13 protein-coding genes and 1 riboswitch are annotated in these 16,544 nt (G+C 73.0%); of the genes, 7 read left to right on the forward strand and 6 right to left on the reverse strand.

What is annotated here, in order from left to right; all coding sequences use genetic code 11:
- Positions 1-20 precede the first annotated feature (20 nt).
- Together DVA86_RS09995 and DVA86_RS10000 are read left to right on the forward strand one after the other, a co-directional pair.
- A complete protein-coding gene (locus DVA86_RS09995) occupies positions 21-1,517 on the forward strand; it encodes an SWIM zinc finger family protein (protein ID WP_208877500.1) in 1,497 nt (498 codons plus the stop codon).
- Between the two features lie 5 nt (positions 1,518-1,522).
- Positions 1,523-3,280, forward strand: a complete 1,758-nt coding sequence (locus DVA86_RS10000; protein ID WP_208877501.1) for a DUF5691 domain-containing protein — start codon at positions 1,523-1,525, stop codon at positions 3,278-3,280.
- A gap of 124 nt (positions 3,281-3,404) precedes the next feature.
- On the opposite strand, the gene icmB is transcribed toward DVA86_RS10000, so the two are convergent.
- A complete protein-coding gene (icmB, locus tag DVA86_RS10005; RefSeq protein WP_208877502.1) occupies positions 3,405-3,815 on the reverse strand; it encodes a coenzyme B12-dependent isobutyryl CoA mutase small subunit in 411 nt (136 codons plus the stop codon).
- A gap of 466 nt (positions 3,816-4,281) precedes the next feature.
- On the opposite strand from icmB, the gene DVA86_RS10010 reads away from it, so the two are divergent.
- Entirely contained in the window at positions 4,282-6,021 is a 1,740-nt protein-coding gene (locus DVA86_RS10010; protein WP_208884562.1) for a M23 family metallopeptidase, read from the forward strand.
- A gap of 135 nt (positions 6,022-6,156) precedes the next feature.
- Here the strand turns inward: DVA86_RS10010 and pcrA are convergent, their stop codons facing one another.
- The gene (pcrA, locus tag DVA86_RS10015; RefSeq protein ID WP_208877503.1) at positions 6,157-8,655 is read right to left on the reverse strand and encodes a DNA helicase PcrA; all 2,499 of its coding nucleotides are present in this window, start codon (positions 8,653-8,655) and stop codon (positions 6,157-6,159) included.
- A 165-nt stretch (positions 8,656-8,820) separates the two neighbouring features.
- Positions 8,821-8,979, forward strand: a riboswitch (cyclic di-AMP (ydaO/yuaA leader).
- A gap of 8 nt (positions 8,980-8,987) precedes the next feature.
- On the opposite strand from pcrA, the gene DVA86_RS10020 reads away from it, so the two are divergent.
- The gene (locus DVA86_RS10020) at positions 8,988-10,133 is read left to right on the forward strand and encodes a C40 family peptidase (protein ID WP_208877507.1); all 1,146 of its coding nucleotides are present in this window, start codon (positions 8,988-8,990) and stop codon (positions 10,131-10,133) included.
- A 58-nt stretch (positions 10,134-10,191) separates the two neighbouring features.
- On the opposite strand, the gene DVA86_RS10025 is transcribed toward DVA86_RS10020, so the two are convergent.
- Positions 10,192-11,010 (reverse strand): alpha/beta fold hydrolase, encoded by an 819-nt coding sequence (locus DVA86_RS10025; RefSeq protein WP_208877509.1) that lies wholly within the window; start codon positions 11,008-11,010, stop codon positions 10,192-10,194.
- A gap of 1 nt (position 11,011) precedes the next feature.
- Positions 11,012-11,365, reverse strand: coding sequence for a hypothetical protein (locus tag DVA86_RS10030; RefSeq protein WP_208877511.1), 354 nt, complete (start codon positions 11,363-11,365; stop codon positions 11,012-11,014).
- A gap of 128 nt (positions 11,366-11,493) precedes the next feature.
- On the opposite strand from DVA86_RS10030, the gene DVA86_RS10035 reads away from it, so the two are divergent.
- The gene (locus DVA86_RS10035; protein WP_208877512.1) at positions 11,494-12,285 is read left to right on the forward strand and encodes a class II aldolase/adducin family protein; all 792 of its coding nucleotides are present in this window, start codon (positions 11,494-11,496) and stop codon (positions 12,283-12,285) included.
- A gap of 186 nt (positions 12,286-12,471) precedes the next feature.
- Entirely contained in the window at positions 12,472-13,065 is a 594-nt protein-coding gene (locus DVA86_RS10040; RefSeq protein ID WP_208877514.1) for a DoxX family protein, read from the forward strand.
- A 21-nt stretch (positions 13,066-13,086) separates the two neighbouring features.
- Here the strand turns inward: DVA86_RS10040 and DVA86_RS10045 are convergent, their stop codons facing one another.
- The gene (locus DVA86_RS10045; RefSeq protein ID WP_208877516.1) at positions 13,087-13,611 is read right to left on the reverse strand and encodes a hypothetical protein; all 525 of its coding nucleotides are present in this window, start codon (positions 13,609-13,611) and stop codon (positions 13,087-13,089) included.
- Positions 13,608-14,996: a PspC domain-containing protein gene (locus DVA86_RS10050; protein WP_208877518.1), complete on the reverse strand. Its 1,389-nt coding sequence runs from the start codon at positions 14,994-14,996 to the stop codon at positions 13,608-13,610. The genes DVA86_RS10045 and DVA86_RS10050 overlap by 4 nt, the downstream gene beginning before the upstream one ends.
- 151 nt (positions 14,997-15,147) lie before the next feature.
- Between DVA86_RS10050 and DVA86_RS10055 the strand changes: the two genes are divergently transcribed.
- Complete coding sequence (locus tag DVA86_RS10055) at positions 15,148-16,467, forward strand: ATP-binding protein (protein WP_208877519.1); 1,320 nt, start codon at positions 15,148-15,150, stop codon at positions 16,465-16,467.
- Positions 16,468-16,544 lie beyond the last annotated feature (77 nt).

The following is a 16,544-nucleotide window of genomic DNA, read 5'->3' on the forward strand; positions in this document are numbered from 1 at the left end:
CGGGCCCTACCGTCGGAGACATGACTGGACAGGGGGCCCGCTGGACGGCGGAACAGGTAATGGCGCTGGCGCCTGACGCCGCGTCACGCAAGAGCGGGAGCAAGCTCGCCGCTCCCGGGCCGTGGTCCGAGGCCGGCGCGGGGGCCGGGGCGGTGTGGGGGCTGTGCAAGGGGAGCGGCAGCACTCCGTACCGGACCGTGGTGGACATCGACGGTGCGGAGGGGCCGGGGTACAAGTGCAGTTGCCCCAGCCGGAAGTTCCCGTGCAAGCACGCGCTCGCCCTGCTCCTGCTGTGGGCGGGCGAGTCCGAGTCGGTGCGCGCGCTGCCCGCCGCGCCGGACTGGGCGGACGAGTGGCTCAGCGGCCGTCGCCGGCGCGCGGAGCAGCGCGCGGCGAAGGGCGCGCAGGGGGCGGACGACGAAGCGGCGGCGGGCGCGGGCGGCGGCAAGGCGCCGGCGGACCCGGAGGGGGCGCGGCGGCGGGCGGAGCGCAGGCACCGTTCGATCACGGCGGGCGCCACGGAGTTGGAGCAGCGTCTCGCGGACCTGCTGCGGGGCGGCCTCGCGGGGGCGGACCAGCAGGGGTACGCGGCGTGGGACGAGATGGCGGCCCGGATGGTCGACGCGCAGGCGCGCGGGCTGGCGGACCGCATACGGGAGTTGGGCGCGATCCCGACGTCGGGTCCGGGCTGGCCGGAGCGGCTCCTTTCCGAGTGCGCGCTGCTGCACCTGCTCACCCAGGGCTTCCTGGCGCTGGACAGCCCACCGCCGGAGGACGCCGCCGCGGAGGCCGTAGACGCGGCGGAGGCAGCCGTGCCCGCCGGGCAGGGTGGCGCGGCGCGGGCGCCGCTGCCCGAGCCGCTGGCGGCGACCGTACGGGCCAGGGTGGGGCTCACCGTGGACACGGCGAAGCTGCTGGCCGATCCCGCGGCGCGGGTGCGCGACGAGTGGCTGGTGCTGGCCCAGCGGGACACGGACGAGGGGAAGCTGATCACGCGCCGCATATGGCTGCACGGGAGGCGGTCCCGACAGCCCGCGCTGCTCCTCTCGTTCGGTGCCGCGGGCCGTACGCCTCAGCAGTGGCTGCCGGTGGGCACGACGCTCGACGCCGACCTCGCCTTCTACCCCGGCGCGTGCCGGCTGCGCGCGGCGCTCGGCGAGCAGCACGGGCCGTCCGGTCCCGGATACGTGCCGGCCGGGGCCGGGGGTACGGTCACGGACGCGCTCGCCTCCTATGCCGCGGCGCTCTGCGACGACCCGTGGCTGGACAGCTGGCCGGTCGTCCTGACGGACGTCGTGCCGATACCGGTCCAGCCGGGAATTTCCTGGCAGTTGGCCGACGCTGACAGCGACGCGGCGCTTCCGGTCGCGCCCGGGTGCCGCCAGTCCGCGCTGTGGCGGCTCACGGCGCTCTCCGGGGGCGATCCGGTGACGGTGTTCGGGGAGTGCGGCCACCGCGGCTTCACGCCGCACACCGCGTGGGGACCGGCGGGCGAGCCCGAGGCGGTGCTGCTGTGACGGGGATGACGGGGACGACGGTCGTTCGAGGGGAAGCGAGGGACACCGCTGTGGACGCGACCGTGGCGTGGAGCGAGCTGGTGACGGCCGCCCTGCTGGGCGCCGAGCGGAGAACGCCGCCCGGCGGGAGCGTGACGGCGCTGCTGGACGCGGCGGCCGTCGAGACCGTGCGGCGCCGGGCCGGAATGCGGCCCACGGCGGCCGGTCCGCGCCTGGACCCCGCACCGGAGGACCACCGTCCGCCGCTCCCGGCCGCCGCGGCGCAGCGGCTCACGCTGCTGCTCGCGAACCGTTCGGGAGTCGGCGGGAACGGCGGCGGGCGCCGCGGCACCGCGCCGGACCTCGCCGAGCTGCTGCCGCAGTGGCTCGCCGCGGCGAACGAGTACGGCTACCGCGTGCCGGACGCGCAGCTTCCTGACCTGCTCGACGCGGCCCGTGCGCGTACGGATCTGCGCCCGCAGTCCCTCACGTTCGCGGGGCCGCGCGGGCTGTGGCTGGCCCGGCTGAACCCGGACTGGAAGTTCGCTCTCCGCAGCGCGGGACCGGTGCACGGGGCCGCCGGACCGACGCCCGCCGCCGACGACGCCCCGGAGCCGGGCACGGAAGCGGACCTCGGCCCCGCTTCCGGCGCCGATCCTGACGCCGATCCCGACGCCGAGGCCGTCCAACGGCTCTGGGACGAGGGGCTGTTCTCCGAGCGGGTCACCCTGCTGACCGCCCTGCGGCAGCGCGATCCGGCCGCCGGGCTGGCACTGCTCGCGCGCTCCTGGTCCGGCGAACGGGCCGAGGACCGGCTGATGTTCCTCGACTCCCTGCGCGGCGGCCTGTCCCCCGAGGACGAGCCCTTCCTGGAGGAGGCGCTGGCCGACCGCAGCCGTACGGTCCGTGCGACCGCCGCCGAACTGCTGTCCTCGCTCCCCGAGTCGGCGCTGGCGGCCCGGATGGCGGAGCGGGCCCGCTCCTGCGTGAGCCTGGACCGTACGGGCGGCGGCGTCCGTATCGTCGTCGAGGCGCCGCACGAGTGCGACGCGGCGATGCAGCGCGACGGGGTGAGCGCGAAGCCGCCGTCCGGGCGTGGCGAACGGGCCTGGTGGCTCGGGCAGTTGGTGGAGGCGGCGCCGCTGGCGGCGTGGACCGGGCGGTTCGGCGGCCGTACGCCCGCCGAGATCACCGCGCTGCCGGTGGCCGACGACTGGCGGCAGGACCTGCACGCGGCGTGGTGTCTGGCGGCCGTGCGGCAGCGGGACGCCGAATGGGCGCGGGCCCTGATCGGCCCGCCGAGTGGCCCGCTCACCGACGGTCCGGGCGACCCGGCGAAGCTGCTGACGGTGCTGCCCGCGGACGAACGTGCCGACTGGGCGGCCCGGTTCATCGCGGCACACGGGCTGTCGGAGGCGTTCCGAATACTCGGGGTGTGCGCGCTGCCCTGGTCGGATCCACTGGGCCGCGCGGTGGTGGACGCCCTGGAGATCGCGCGGGACGCGGGCAGTTACCCGTGGAGCTTCAGCGGGGTGATGGGCCTCGCGGAGCGCTGTCTCGACCCTGCGGACGCGGACCGGCTGGCGCCCCTGGCGGCCGTTCCGGATGAGCCGGAGGACGGCTCACCCGGTGCCGGGAGCTACTGGTCGGAAGCCTTCCAGCGGCTGGTGTCCACGCTGCGGCTGCGCGCGGTGATGCTGGCCGAGCTGCGCGGCGAGGACGGCGGCGGGAAGGAACCGGCTGACGGGGAGGGCCCGGCGGACGGGCGCGAGAGCGCGCCGTAACCGGCCGGGGCTCGTACCGCCTGCGGGCTCAAGACCCCGGGGACACAAGGGCCCCAGGGACACAAGGGCTCCGAGGTTCAAGGACCCCGGGGGCTCAGGGGCTCCGGGCGCGCGGGGCCGACGGTCAGGCGGCCACCGGGCGTACGTGGCTGCGGACCCACTCCACGACCTCGGTCGTCGGCGCGCCCGGCGTGAAGATCTCCGCCACGCCCTGGGCCTTCAGCGGCGCGATGTCGTCCTCCGGGATGATCCCGCCGCCGAACACCTTGATGTCCTCGGCCTCGCGCTCCCGCAGCAGCTCGAGCACCTTCGCGAAGAGCGTGTTGTGCGCGCCCGAGAGGATCGACAGGCCGATGGCGTCGGCGTCCTCCTGGATCGCCGTGTCCACGATCTGCTCGGGTGTCTGGTGCAGCCCGGTGTAGATGACCTCCATACCGGCGTCACGCAGCGCCCGCGCGATGACCTTGGCCCCGCGGTCGTGGCCGTCGAGACCCGGCTTGGCGACCACCACCCGGATCGGACCCGACACACCCATCACTGCCTCCATCTGCGACGGCACCCCCGGCAGCGGCCGCGGTCGCCCGGCTGCCCGGCGCTGCCACGGCTCGGCCTGCCGAAGTTAACGAACGTTGTCTCGCCAGCATCCCGCATCCCGCTCGGTTCGGGGTGGGGAGGGAGGGGGAAATCACACAGACGGACACACGCGGCTACGCCGTGCGACCGCGCGATCCGCCCGGGTGTCCGCCCCGGCATCCGTTCCGGCTCGCGGAGTACGCGTACGGAGTTCGCGGAGAAACGCCCGAGCGGCATTCTGATCCCCCGGCAATATCGAACATAAATAGAACACCCCGCCGAGTACGGGCCCGCAGTCCGCCGAAAGGCGGCTGAATGCCCGGTTATTGGGGGCCGGAAACCCGCGGAAGATTGTCGCCATCGCATACCGCCGGGTACAGTCGCCTCGCTGCTCCGCCCCTGCCGTCGAGGCGAAAGTGAAGTTGGTGGTGAACGACCCTCACCCGTCGGGAAACTCCTTCCCGGCCGACCCCGCTGCCGACTTCTCGTACTCGGCCTACGACACCGGCTCTTACGTGCAGGCGCCGTACGGCACGACTTACGAGACCGGCGGCTACCCCGTCACCGGGTACGACGGTTACGCCACCGGCGCGTTCAGCGATCTCGCCGCCGTCGCCTACGGCGACGGAGACCCGCTCTTCGGCTCCCTTCCGGACGCCCAGGGCGCGGGGGCGTACGACACCGGCGCGTACCCTGCCGGCACGTACCCCGGCGACGCGTACGCCATGGGGGCCTACGCCACCGGCACGTACGACGAGACCGGCGCGTACGCCACGGGCCAGTACGCCAACGGTGCGTACGACAGCGGCTCCTACCCCGTCACCGGCTACGACACGGGCGGTTACGACACCGGCGGCTACGACAGCGCGCTCTGGTCCGAGACCGGGTACCCGGCCGCCGGCGCCATCCCGCAGCAGTACCACCCCGAGCAGTCCGACTACGGCGCCCCGGCCACCGCCGATGCCACCGGGCACTGGGACGCGAGCGCGTACGCCGCACCCCAGTGGGACTCGGGCGCGTACGACGCGTACGAGACCGGCGGTTACGACACCGGTGGTTACGAGAACGCCGCGCTGTACGAGACCGGCGGCCACGACTCCACCTCCTGGGGCACCGCCACCTTCGACACCGGCGAGGGCGCGGCGTACGGCCGGCCGGAGTACGACGGCGCCGCCTACGGCCAACACCCGTACGAGCACGAGCCGTTCACCGAGCAGCCGTTCACCGAGCAGCCGTTCACCGAGCAGCCGTTTACAGAGCAGCCCTACGACGAGCGGCCGTACGACGAGCACGCCGCGCAGGCGCCCGACGCCAACGGCTTCGACCCGGAGCCCGAGCAGGGCCCGGCCGACGCCGAACACCCCGACGCCGAGCCCGTACTGACTCCGGCGGCTCCGCTCGCCGGGTCGCCCAGCGGCCGCGGCCGCCGCCGTTCGCCGAGGCCGCGGCGCTCCGCGCTGCTCACCGTCGCCGCGCCCTCCGTGGCCGTCCTCGGTGTGGCGGGCATCGCCGCAGCCTCCGTCACCGGTGTCTCGGGCGACAGCGGCGACGGCGAGGGCGGTGAGACGACCACGCAGGCGTCGCCCGACCGCGAGGTCAAGCCGACGCCCGCCAACAACAAGCTCGACACCCAGCTCGCCGGACTCTCCGCCGACGCCGACGACTTCGCCGACCGCGCCAGCCGTACGCAGGAGCGCATCGACCTCAAGAAGCGCAAGGCAGAGGAGCGCGAGCGCAAGGCGGCCGAGGCGGCGCGCAAGGAGGCCATGCGGCCGAAGTTCGCCGCGCCGGTGGAAGGCACCGGGATCAGCGCGCAGTACGGGCAGGCGGGTGTGAACTGGATGTCGGTGCACTCCGGCATCGACTTCCCGGCCAGCTACGGCACGGCCGTGAAGGCCGCCACGGACGGCACCGTGACCACCAAGTGGGGCGGTTCCTACGGCAACATGGCCATCGTGACCGCGGAGGACGGCACGGAGACGTGGTACTGCCATCTCAGCAGTACCAAGATCCGTTCCGGCTCGGTCAAGGCCGGTGACGTGATCGCCTACTCCGGGAACTCCGGCAACTCCACCGGGCCGCACCTACACTTCGAGGTACGGCCCGGCGGCGGTTCCGCGGTCGACCCGATGCCGTGGTTCCGCTCGCACGGCATCGAGCCGGGCTAGCCCGCCGGGGGTCAGTCCGCCGGGTCAGCCCGCAAGCCGGTCCCGCCGGGCTGACCCACGAGCCGTTCCGCGAGTCCGCAAGCCGTTCCGAGAACCGGCCCGCGAGTCCGCGGACCGGCCCGCCGCCGGTCCCGGTTACAGCTTCTCCACCGGCGCGTACCGCAGCAGCAGCCGCTTCGGCTTCTCGTCGCCGAAGTCGATCGTCGCCTCGGCGTTGTCCCCGCTGCCCTTGACGCCCATGACGGTGCCCAGCCCGAAGCTGTCGTGCGTGACCCGGTCGCCCACCGACAGCGCCACGACGGGCCGTTCGGTGGCCCGCCTGGTCGCGAAGCCGCTCGGGCCGCGGCGCCCGCCCGCGGACGGTGACGCGAACGAGGTGGTGATCCCGGACGTCGGCGCCATCCCGCCGCCGCCACCGGCAGCGCCGGCGCCCCCGGCAGCCGCACCCGTACGCTTCCACTCCACGTACTGGTCGGGAATCTCCTCCAGGAAGCGGGACGGCGGATTGTACGAGGGCTGCCCCCATACGCTCCGCATCACCGAGCGCGTGAGATAGAGCCGTTCGCGGGCGCGCGTGATTCCGACGTACGCGAGCCGCCGCTCCTCTTCCAGCTCCTTCGTCTGGCCCAGTGCCCGCATGTGCGGGAACACGCCGTCCTCCAGTCCGGTGAGGAACACCGTGGGGAATTCGAGGCCTTTCGCGGTGTGCAGCGTCATCAGCGTGATGACACCCGAACTGTCCTCGCCCTCACCCTCGTCGGGAATCTGGTCGGAATCGGCGACGAGTGCGACCTGCTCCAGGAATTCGGCGAGCGTTCCGGGATTGTCCTCGCCCCGGTCCTGCTCGAATTCGAGGGCGACGGCGGCGAGTTCCTGGAGGTTCTCCACCCGGGTCTCGTCCTGCGGGTCGGTGGAAGCCTGCAGCTCAGCGAGGTACCCGGTCTGCTCCAGGACGGCTTCGAGGACGGTGGCCGGGCCGGCGCCGGATTCGACGATCGTCCGCAGCTCCTCCATCAGCGTGTTGAACCGCTTGACCGCGTTCGCCGAACGGGCCGCCATTCCGTACGCCTCCTCGACCCGCACCAGCGCCTGCGGAAAGGTGATCTTCTCGCGCAGGGAGAGGGCGTCGATCATCGCCTCGGCGCGTTCTCCGATGCCGCGCTTCGGCACGTTGAGAATGCGCCGCAGCGGCACGGCGTCCTCCGGATTCGCCAGCACCCGGAGATAGGCGAGCACATCACGGACTTCGCGGCGTTCGTAGAAGCGGACGCCGCCGACCACTTTGTACGGCAGCCCGACCCGGATGAAGATCTCCTCGAATACACGGGACTGCGCGTTCGTGCGGTAGAAGACGGCGACGTCGCTCGCCTTCGTCTCGCCCGCGTCCGTGAGACGGTCTATCTCCTCGGCCACGAACTGCGCCTCGTCGTGCTCCGTGTCCGCGACATACCCGGAGATACGGGCACCCTCGCCGGCCTGCGTCCAGAGGTTCTTCGGGCGGCGGTTCTCGTTGCGCTCGATCACCGCGTTCGCCGCGGACAGGATCGTCTGCGTGGAGCGGTAGTTCTGCTCCAGGAGGATGGTCGTGGCGTCCGGGTAGTCCTCTTCGAACTGGAGGATGTTGCGGATGGTCGCGCCGCGGAACGCGTAGATCGACTGGTCCGCGTCGCCGACGACGCACAGCTCCGCGCGCTCCTGCCCCGGCTCCGGCTCGCCGGTCCCGACGAGCTCCCTGACCAGGGTGTACTGCGCGTGGTTGGTGTCCTGGTACTCGTCGACGAGCACGTGCCGGAACCGCCGCCGGTAGTGCTCGGCGACGTCCGGGAACGCCTGCAGCAGGTGCACCGTCGTCATGATGATGTCGTCGAAGTCCAGGGCGTTGGCCTCGCGGAGCCGCGCCTGGTACATCGCGTACGCCTCGGCGAGGGTCTTCTCGAAACCGTCGGCGGCACGGGCCGCGAAGTCCTCCTCGTCGACCAGCTCGTTCTTCAGGTTCGAGACCTTCGCGCTGAACGCCTTCGGCGGGAACCGCTTCGGGTCGAGGTCCAGATCCCTGCAGACGAGCGCCATCAGCCGCTTCGAGTCCGCCCCGTCGTAGATCGAGAAGCTGGAGGTGAAGCCGAGCTTCTTGCTCTCCCGGCGGAGGATGCGGACGCAGGCGCTGTGGAACGTCGACACCCACATCGTCGCCGCGCGCGGGCCCACCAACTCCTCGACGCGGTCCTTCATCTCGCCCGCGGCCTTGTTGGTGAAGGTGATCGCGAGGATCTGCCCGGAGTGCACGCGCCGCGCGCCCAGCAGATACGCGATCCGGTGCGTGAGCACCCGCGTCTTCCCGGAGCCGGCGCCCGCGACGATCAGCAGCGGCGAGCCGGTGTGCACGACGGCGGCCCGCTGCTGCTCGTTCATCCCCTCCAGCAGCGCCTCCGGGTCGATCACGGTGCGCGGGGCGCCGTCGCGGTGGTACGCGTCGCGCCCGCCGCTCCCCGCGAAGGTGCCGGCGAAGAGGTCGTCCGGCACGGGCTCGGAGCCCGTGTCCTCGGGCGTTCCCTCAGGGGGCGGCGGGGGCGCGTCCGCCTCGGGCTGCTGGTGCTCGAGGTCCGCCAGGAAGCTGTCGTCGAAGAGGCTGCTCATCGTCGTCCGAGTCTAGGCCGCCGCACTGACAGTCTACGTCCGAGACCGTTGAGGTCACAGAAAGATATCGGACGTATCGAACATCAGCCTTCACATCAGCCCCACACCTTCGCTACCGTGCCGTGCCAGGTGGCCCGCGCCCCCTGTCGGCGAAAGCGTCGACACGGGCTGCCTCCGCCGAGTCCGGCCGCCCCACAGCCGGAGCCGGGGACCCGACACGAACGAGACGGGGTGAATCGGAGCGCGCACCCAGCGTGTTCCGTAGGGCCGCCTTCCGAGGCCCGAACCCGACAGCTAACCCGGTAGGCGGTCCTTGGAAGGAGTCGCTGGCCTTGGCGTCGCATCGCAAGCCGCGCACCCGGATTCTCCAGTCCGCCACGTCCCGTACCGGCGCGGTGGGGGTCACCACCGCCGCTCTCGCGTCCGTCACGCTGCTCACCCAGAGCGCGAACGCCGCACCGAACGACAAGGACAAACCGACGCTGGAAGAGGTCAGGAAGAAGGTCGACAAGCTCTACCAGCAGGCCGGTTCGAAGACCCAGCAGTACAACGCGGCGAAGGAGAAGACCGACACCCAGCGCGAGAAGGTGGACGGCATCCTCGACGAGGTCGCCAAGCGCACCGCCAAGGTGAACGACGCGCGCCGCGCCCTCGGCCAGTACGCCGCCGAGCAGTACCGCACCGGCGGCATGACCGGCACCGCGACGCTGCTGCTCACCGAGAACCCGCAGGGTTACTTCAGCCAGAAGCAGCTGATGGAGCGGATGACGGGCCGCCAGAAGCAGGCCGTCACCGACTTCGAGGACCGGCAGCGGGAGGCGGGCGAGAAGCGCGCCGAGGCCACCAGGCAGCTCAGCTCGCTGAGTTCGGCCCAGAAGTCGCTCCAGCAGAGCAAGAAGGACGTCCAGTCCAAGCTCTCCGAGGCGCGGCAGCTGCTGTCGAAGCTGACCGCCGAGGAGAAGGCGCGGCTCGCGGAGATCGAGCGCAAGAAGCGCGCCGAGGCCGCGCGCAAGGCCCGTGAGGCGGCGGAGAAGGCACGCGAGGAGGCGGCGGCGCGCGAACGCGAGCGGGAGCGCGAGGACGACACCGACGCTCCCGGCAGCGGCGACCCGGCCCCGGACACGCCGTCGGGCAAGGTCGACAAGGTACTGGCCTTCGCCAAGGCGCAGTTGGGCAAGCCGTACGTGTGGGGCGCCACCGGCCCCAACTCGTACGACTGCTCCGGCTTCACGCAGGACGCCTGGAAGGCCGCCGGGGTCTCACTGCCCCGCGTCACCTACGACCAGGTGAACACCGGGACGAAGATCGCCAAGTCGGCGATGCAACCGGGCGACCTGGTGTTCTTCTACGACGACATCAGCCACGTCGGGATCTACGTCGGCGGCGGGCAGATGATCCACGCCTCCAAGCCGGGTGACGACGTGAAGTACGAGTCGGTGGACTACATGCCGTTCCACAGCGCGGTGCGCCCCGGCTGACACCCGCCCCGTGCCCGTGCCCGTGCCCGTACGCGTGCGGCACGGGGCGTACGGGCGCTCAGGCCGTACGCCCCGCCTCCGCCAGGAAGTCCAGTACGAGCCGGCCCGCCGTCGCGCGGCACTCCTCGAAGTAGGCATGCCGCGCGCCGGGCAGCAGGTACAGCCGGGCGTCCGGGACGCGGTCCGCGAGGAGCCAGGCGTTCGCCGTCGGGTTGAACCGGTCGTCGGTGCCGTGCAGGACGAGCGTGGTCGCGGTGATGCCGGGCAGTACGTCCCACGCGTCGTGCCGGTTGCTGGCGGCCAGATGGCGGCGGCGGGCGTACGGCGGCATGACGGGGTCGCCGAGGGTCGTGTACGGCCCGGGGTGCCCGGCCAGCCACTCCGGCGTGTACATCAGCTCCAGCAGCGCCTGCCGGACCGCGTCCGCGTCGCCGCCGGCCAGCGACCGGCGTACGTCGTCGCCGCGCTCCGCCGCGTGCGGGCCGCCGGGCGAGGTGCAGCCCAGTACGAGCGCGCCGACGCGGTCCGGGTGCCGGGCGGCGAGCCACTGGGCGACGCGGCCGCCCATGGAGGTGCCGTAGACGTCGGCGCGTTCGATCCCGAGCGCGTCCAGCACCGCGACCGCGTCCTCGGCGAACTGCCGTGTGCTGTACGGCTCGTCGGGCTTGTCGCTGTCGCCGGTGCCGCGGTAGTCGAACGTGACGGTGCGGTGCCGTTCCTCGGCGTGGAAGTCGTCCCGTACGCGGTCCCACCAGCGGTGGTTGTTGGACTGGCCGGAGAGCAGCAGGAGCGGCGCGCCGGCGGCGGGGCCGCGCTGCTGGTACGCGATGCGGGCGCCGTCGGCGGCGAGCGCGGCGGAGTCGGGGGCTGACCGCACGTCAGGTCCACAGGACGGCGATGAAGATGTTCACCGTCGTCAGCGCGCCGACCGTACCGAACAGCGCCGCGGGCAGCCGTTCCTCGTCCCGCTTCACGTAGACGAGCCCGAGGATCACCACCAGGACGGCGAGCTTGATCCCGATCTTGACGTTGTTCACCTCGGCGTCGTCGGCCTGGTTGAGGCCGACCAGGGCGACTCCGGTGACCAGCATGGTCAGCGCCCCGTGCAGCATGCCCGGCACGATCCGGGCCTCGCCGGCGCGCATCTCCTTCAGCTGGAAGAAGAAGCCGCCGAGCAGCGCGGCGATACCCACGATGTGCAGGCCCACAAAGACATTGATCAGAGTCTCCATGGCTCGCGAGCCTAGCGAGCACGCCTCCGGCGGCCGCCCTGAGGGGGTGCGGACGGGCGTGCTTGAATGCCGGACACCCCGCGCGTACACGCCGGGCCCGACACCAGCGGAGGACCGAAGGAAGCGCGATGTCCCAGCCCACACCCGCCCCGATACCCACCGACCGGCTGCACTTCGCCCTGCCGCCCGACGGCCTGTCCGGCGACGAGCTGCGGCAGCACCGCAAGGAGCGGCTGGCGGCGGCGCTGCGGCTGTTCGGCAGGTACGGGTACGACGAGGGCGTCGCGGGCCATGTCACCGTGCGGGACCCGGAGTTCGAGGACTGCTTCTGGGTCAACCCGTTCGGCGTGCCCTTCGGGCACATCACCGTCAGCGAGCTGATCCTCGTGAACGGCGACGGGCAGGTCGTGGAGGGCGGCTACCACGTGAACCAGGCCGCGTTCGTCGTGCACGCCCAAGTGCACCGGGCCCGGCCCGAGGTGGTCGCCGTCGCGCACAGCCACTCCACGTACGGGCGCGCGCTGGCCGCGCTCGGCGAGCCGCTGGAGCCGATCACGCAGGACGCGTGCGCCTTCTACGAGGATCACGCGCTGCTGGATGACTACACCGGCGTCATCGTGGACGAGGACGAGGGCCGCCGCATCGCCGCGACGCTCGGCCCGCACAAGGCCGTCATCCTGCGCAACCACGGGCTGCTGACAGTCGGCGACTCCGTGGACGCTGCGGCCTGGTGGTTCCTGCAGATGGAGCGTGCCTGCGAGATCCAGCTCGCCGCCAAGGCCGCGGGGCGGCCGGTGCGGATCGGCCACGGGGACGCGGTCGCGACGCGCGAGCAGCTCGGCTCCGATCTCGTCGCCTGGATCAACTACCAGCCGCTGCACACCAGCGTGCTGCGCGGGGAACCGGACCTGCTGAGCTGAGCCGGACCCGCCGGACTGATCCGGTGCGCGCGGCGTGCGCCGTGGAACGCGTAGGGGCGGAACTCGTACGCGATTGAACGACACGGGGGCGTCGGCCGTATTGCGTGCAGAGCGAACAGGTACGGAAGAATTCCTTCCGCACACCCGAACGCACACACCGACGCACATCCGGAAGGCGGGACGGTCATGTCACTGGGGGATCGCACAGGCGGCGAAGGCGGCGGCCAGACGGTCGGCGGAATCGGTCCCGGTGGCGGAGGCGGTGGCGGAGGCGGCGGCCTGCCGCCCGCGCCGAACGGCGGGCTCAGAGCAAACGCCGCACGGTACGCGCTGCTCCCGCTGCGGCTGTTCCTCGGCGTCACGTTCATCTACGCCGGGCTCGACAAGCTCACCGACTCCGCGTTCCTGACCGGCGACGGCCCCGGCTCGCTGGTCGAGATGCTGAACGCCGTCCGCGAGACCGCCGGGGCCGGCTGGATGGTCGACCTCGCGCTGGAGAACCCGGAGGGCTTCGGCTACGCCATCTCGCTGGGCGAGCTGGCCGTCGGACTCGGCACGCTGTTCGGGCTGTGGTCGCGGGTGGCCGCGTTCGGGGGCGCGTTCATCTCGCTGACGTTCTGGCTGACGGTGACCTGGTCGACCGAGCCGTATTACTACGGCAACGACCTCGCGTACATGATGGCCTGGACGCCGCTCATCATCGCCGGTTCGCCGCTGCTGTCGCTGGACGCGGTGCTCGCGGTGCGGCGGCGGCGCAAGGGGCAGCACATATTCGGCTGACGGGCCGACGGGCCGACGGGCCTAACTGTCCTCCCGCGGACCCGGATCCGGACGCGGACGCGGACGGCGGGCTGCGTCCCGGGGCGGGGCGCCGCCCGCCGGTTCTGTGTGCTCCGCCTCCGCTGCGGTCTCCTCCGCGTCCGGCGGGTTCGGCGTACGCGCCCGCTCGTAGCCCTCGCGCAGCGCCGCCACCGGCAGGTCGCGCAGCTCCTCCGCACCGGCGCCCGTCCCGGAACGGGAACCGGGTCCGGAGCCGGATCCGGAACGGGAGCCGGAACCGGAAGCCGTAGCGGAGCCCGGGCCCCGCTCCCCCCGCGGCCCCACCGCCGTCCGCCCCTCACCGCGGCGGGCGGCCAGGAAGCGGCGGCAACCGTACGTCGTCAGGCTGGCGACGGCTCCCAGTACGAGGGCGGCGGGCACCAGCGCGAGCAGCACGCCCGTGGGCACGTCCGGCTCACCGCCCGCGTCCAGGACGTACAGCAGGCCCGCGGCCAGCAGCAGGAGGCCGAGCACCAGCCGTGCGGGCTCGAACCGGTGACGCGTCATCGCGCGGCCTCCTCCTTCTCCGCCCGGGGCTGCCGCTCCTCGCGGGTCACCGTGGCGTCGCCGACTCCGACGTCGAGCTTCAGCTCCAGTGTGCCGTTCGGCTCGCCGCCGCCGGCGGGCGCCAGCGTACGGCGTTGTTGGCGGTCCACTCCGCCGCCCGAGTCCGTCCCGGCGTCGCCCGGCAGCCGGTAGCTGCCCAGGCCGACCTTGACGACGATGCGCACCTCCACGTCGTCCGGCACGATCACCCGCAGCTCGCCCGCTCCGACCCGGGTGTCCACACGCTCGGTGCTGCCGTCCCGCAGCCGGAGCCCCGTCAGGTCGAGTACGCCCTGGCCGGTGCCGATCTCGTAGCGGCGCTGGAGCTCGGCGGCGGAGGTGGGCGCCCAGTGCCGGTCGTCGACGTCCGTGGAGATGTCCTCCGGCAGCAGCACCGCGCCGCTCAGCAGCGCGCCGGTCAGGACGACCGCGAAGATCGTGCCCGCGCCCGTACGCCCCACGAACGCGCTGACGACCAGCCCCAGCCCGAACACGGCCAGCGCGCAGCCGAGTCCGACCGCGAGCGTCACCCCGAGCGGCTGCGCCGTCCAGGTCGCGCCGGTGCCGACCACGGCGGCGAGGCAGGCCGCGACGAACACCGCCCCGCCGATCGACTGCCGCCGCCGCGGCGGGTGGCCGCCGTTCCGCGGTACGGGGGACCCGCCGTCGCCGCCGCCCGCGCGCGCGGCGTATTCGTACCGCACGTCGTCGTCCTCGCCCCACAGGTCGGGCGGGCCCCACAGGTAGCCCGTGCCGCGGGAACGGCCGCCGCCGTCCTTCGTGAGCGGCTCGCGCCACCAGGACGGCGAGGACGGCGCCGGAGGCGCCTGCGTCTCCGGCGGCGCCTCGGCCACGGCCTGCGCGGTCGCCGGGTCGACCGGACCGCCCTGTGCCCCCGCGGCCTCGGCCGTACGGCGGCGGTGCGACCAGTACGCGGCGCCGAACACGGCGGCGGCGACGCCGATCGAGAACGACGACTGGTTGGTGCCGATGGAGGCGAGGAACAGGCCGCAGCCGACGAGTGCGGTCAGGACGGCCGTGAGCGAGGTGCCTTCGACGCGTCCGGACAGGAGCCGCCGACCCTCGTTCTCCGTCTCGCCCTCCGCCGGGATGAGCAGCCACGCGAAGCCGTATCCGACGAGGCCCAGCCCTCCGATCACGGACAGCACGCCGAGCGGCACCCGGAAGACCACCGGGTCCAGGTCGTAGTACCGCCCCAGCCCGCCGCACACGCCGCCGACGACCCGGTGCTTCCGGCTGCGTACGAGCTTCCGCTCGGGCACGCCGGGCGCGCCGTCCTCCGGCGGTGGTGCGCCGTGCGACGGCGGCTGGTGGTCTTCGGCCATGCGCCCATGGTGGCCTGCCCGCCGCCCCGATGGCATCGGGGCCCTACCCGGACAGACCCCTGATATCCGCCGCCCCTCCCCGGTGAAGCTCGGGGGCGGATCAGGGCCCGACCCTGATGTCCGTACGGGTCAGCCGTGTGACGATCGGAGCATGACCGCCGCCGCCCCGACCGCGCACACCGCGCCGCCCGACGACGAGCCGCCGCTGCGGAAGCTCTACCGCTCCGCGGACGGCCGCATGCTCGGCGGCGTCGCGCGCGGTCTCGCCGGGCACCTGGCGATGCCGGTCTCGTGGGTGCGGATCGTGTTCCTGGGGCTGAGCACGGCGAACGGGCTGGGCGTGCTCCTGTACGCCGCCTTCTGGTTCGTCGTGCCGCTCGGCACCGGCGGCGTCGGCGCCGTGTCCAGACCCGCGCCGCGGGCGGACGGAGCCGACACCGAGAAGGGCCGCAAGGGGCGCGGCCGTCGCCGTATGCGCCGCCTGCGGATGCTCGACAAGACGCAGGTCTTCGCGCTGCTGGGCCTGATGGCGGTGATCGGCATCCTCGCCGCGAACATGCCGTTCGGGCGCGCGAACACGTACCTCTGGCCGCTGCTCCTCATCGGCCTCGGCGTCGCCGTCGTGTGGCGGCAGGCGGACAACGCCCGCCGCGCGCACTGGGCCGCCGTCAGCCGCCGCAAGGGCGTGCTGCCGCTCCTGCGCAGCGCCGCCGGCGTGGTCCTGGTCGCGGCCGGCGTCAGCGGCATCGTCGTCGTGCAGGGCTCCGCCCGGCACCTCGGGCCCGTGCTGCAGGCGTCGCTCGCCGTGCTGGTCGGCATCGCGCTGCTGGCGGGCCCGTACCTGGTACGGATGATGCAGGACCTCTCCGAGGAACGGCTCATGCGCATCCGCGCGCAGGAGCGTGCGGAGGTCGCCGCGCACGTCCACGACTCCGTACTGCACACGCTGACCCTGATCCAGCGGAACGCCGACGACTCCCGGGAGGTCACCCGGCTCGCCCGCGCGCAGGAACGCGACCTGCGCGCCTGGCTGTACAAGCCGGAGGGCAGCGCGCGCGGCCAGGAGGCGGAACCGGAGTCCGTGGCGGAGGCCGTCAAGGCGGTCGCGGCCGAGGTCGAGGACTACCACGGGGTGCCGGTGGAGGTGGTCTGCGTCGGCGACTGCCCGCTCGACGAGGGGCTGAGCGCCCAGATCCAGGCCGCGCGCGAGGCGATGGTCAACGCCGCCAAGTACGGTGGCGAGAGCGGCACGGTGCAGGTCTTCGCCGAGGTGGAGGGGCGTACGGTCTTCGTCTCCGTACGCGACCGCGGTCCCGGCTTCGACCTGGACGCGGTGCCGGACGACAGGATGGGCGTACGGGAGTCGGTCATCGGCCGCATGGAACGCAACGGGGGCACCGCCCGCATCCGGTCCACACCGGGCGAAGGGACAGAGGTGGAGCTCGAGATGGAGAGGGCGACGGAGTCGTGAGCGACGAGACGGGACAGCCGGAGACGGGACCGCGGCCGGAAGCACAACCGGAAGCCGGACCGGAACCGGAGGCCCGG

Origin of the sequence: Streptomyces armeniacus (assembly GCF_003355155.1) — a bacterium.
In the GTDB taxonomy this organism is placed as follows: domain Bacteria; phylum Actinomycetota; class Actinomycetes; order Streptomycetales; family Streptomycetaceae; genus Streptomyces; species Streptomyces armeniacus.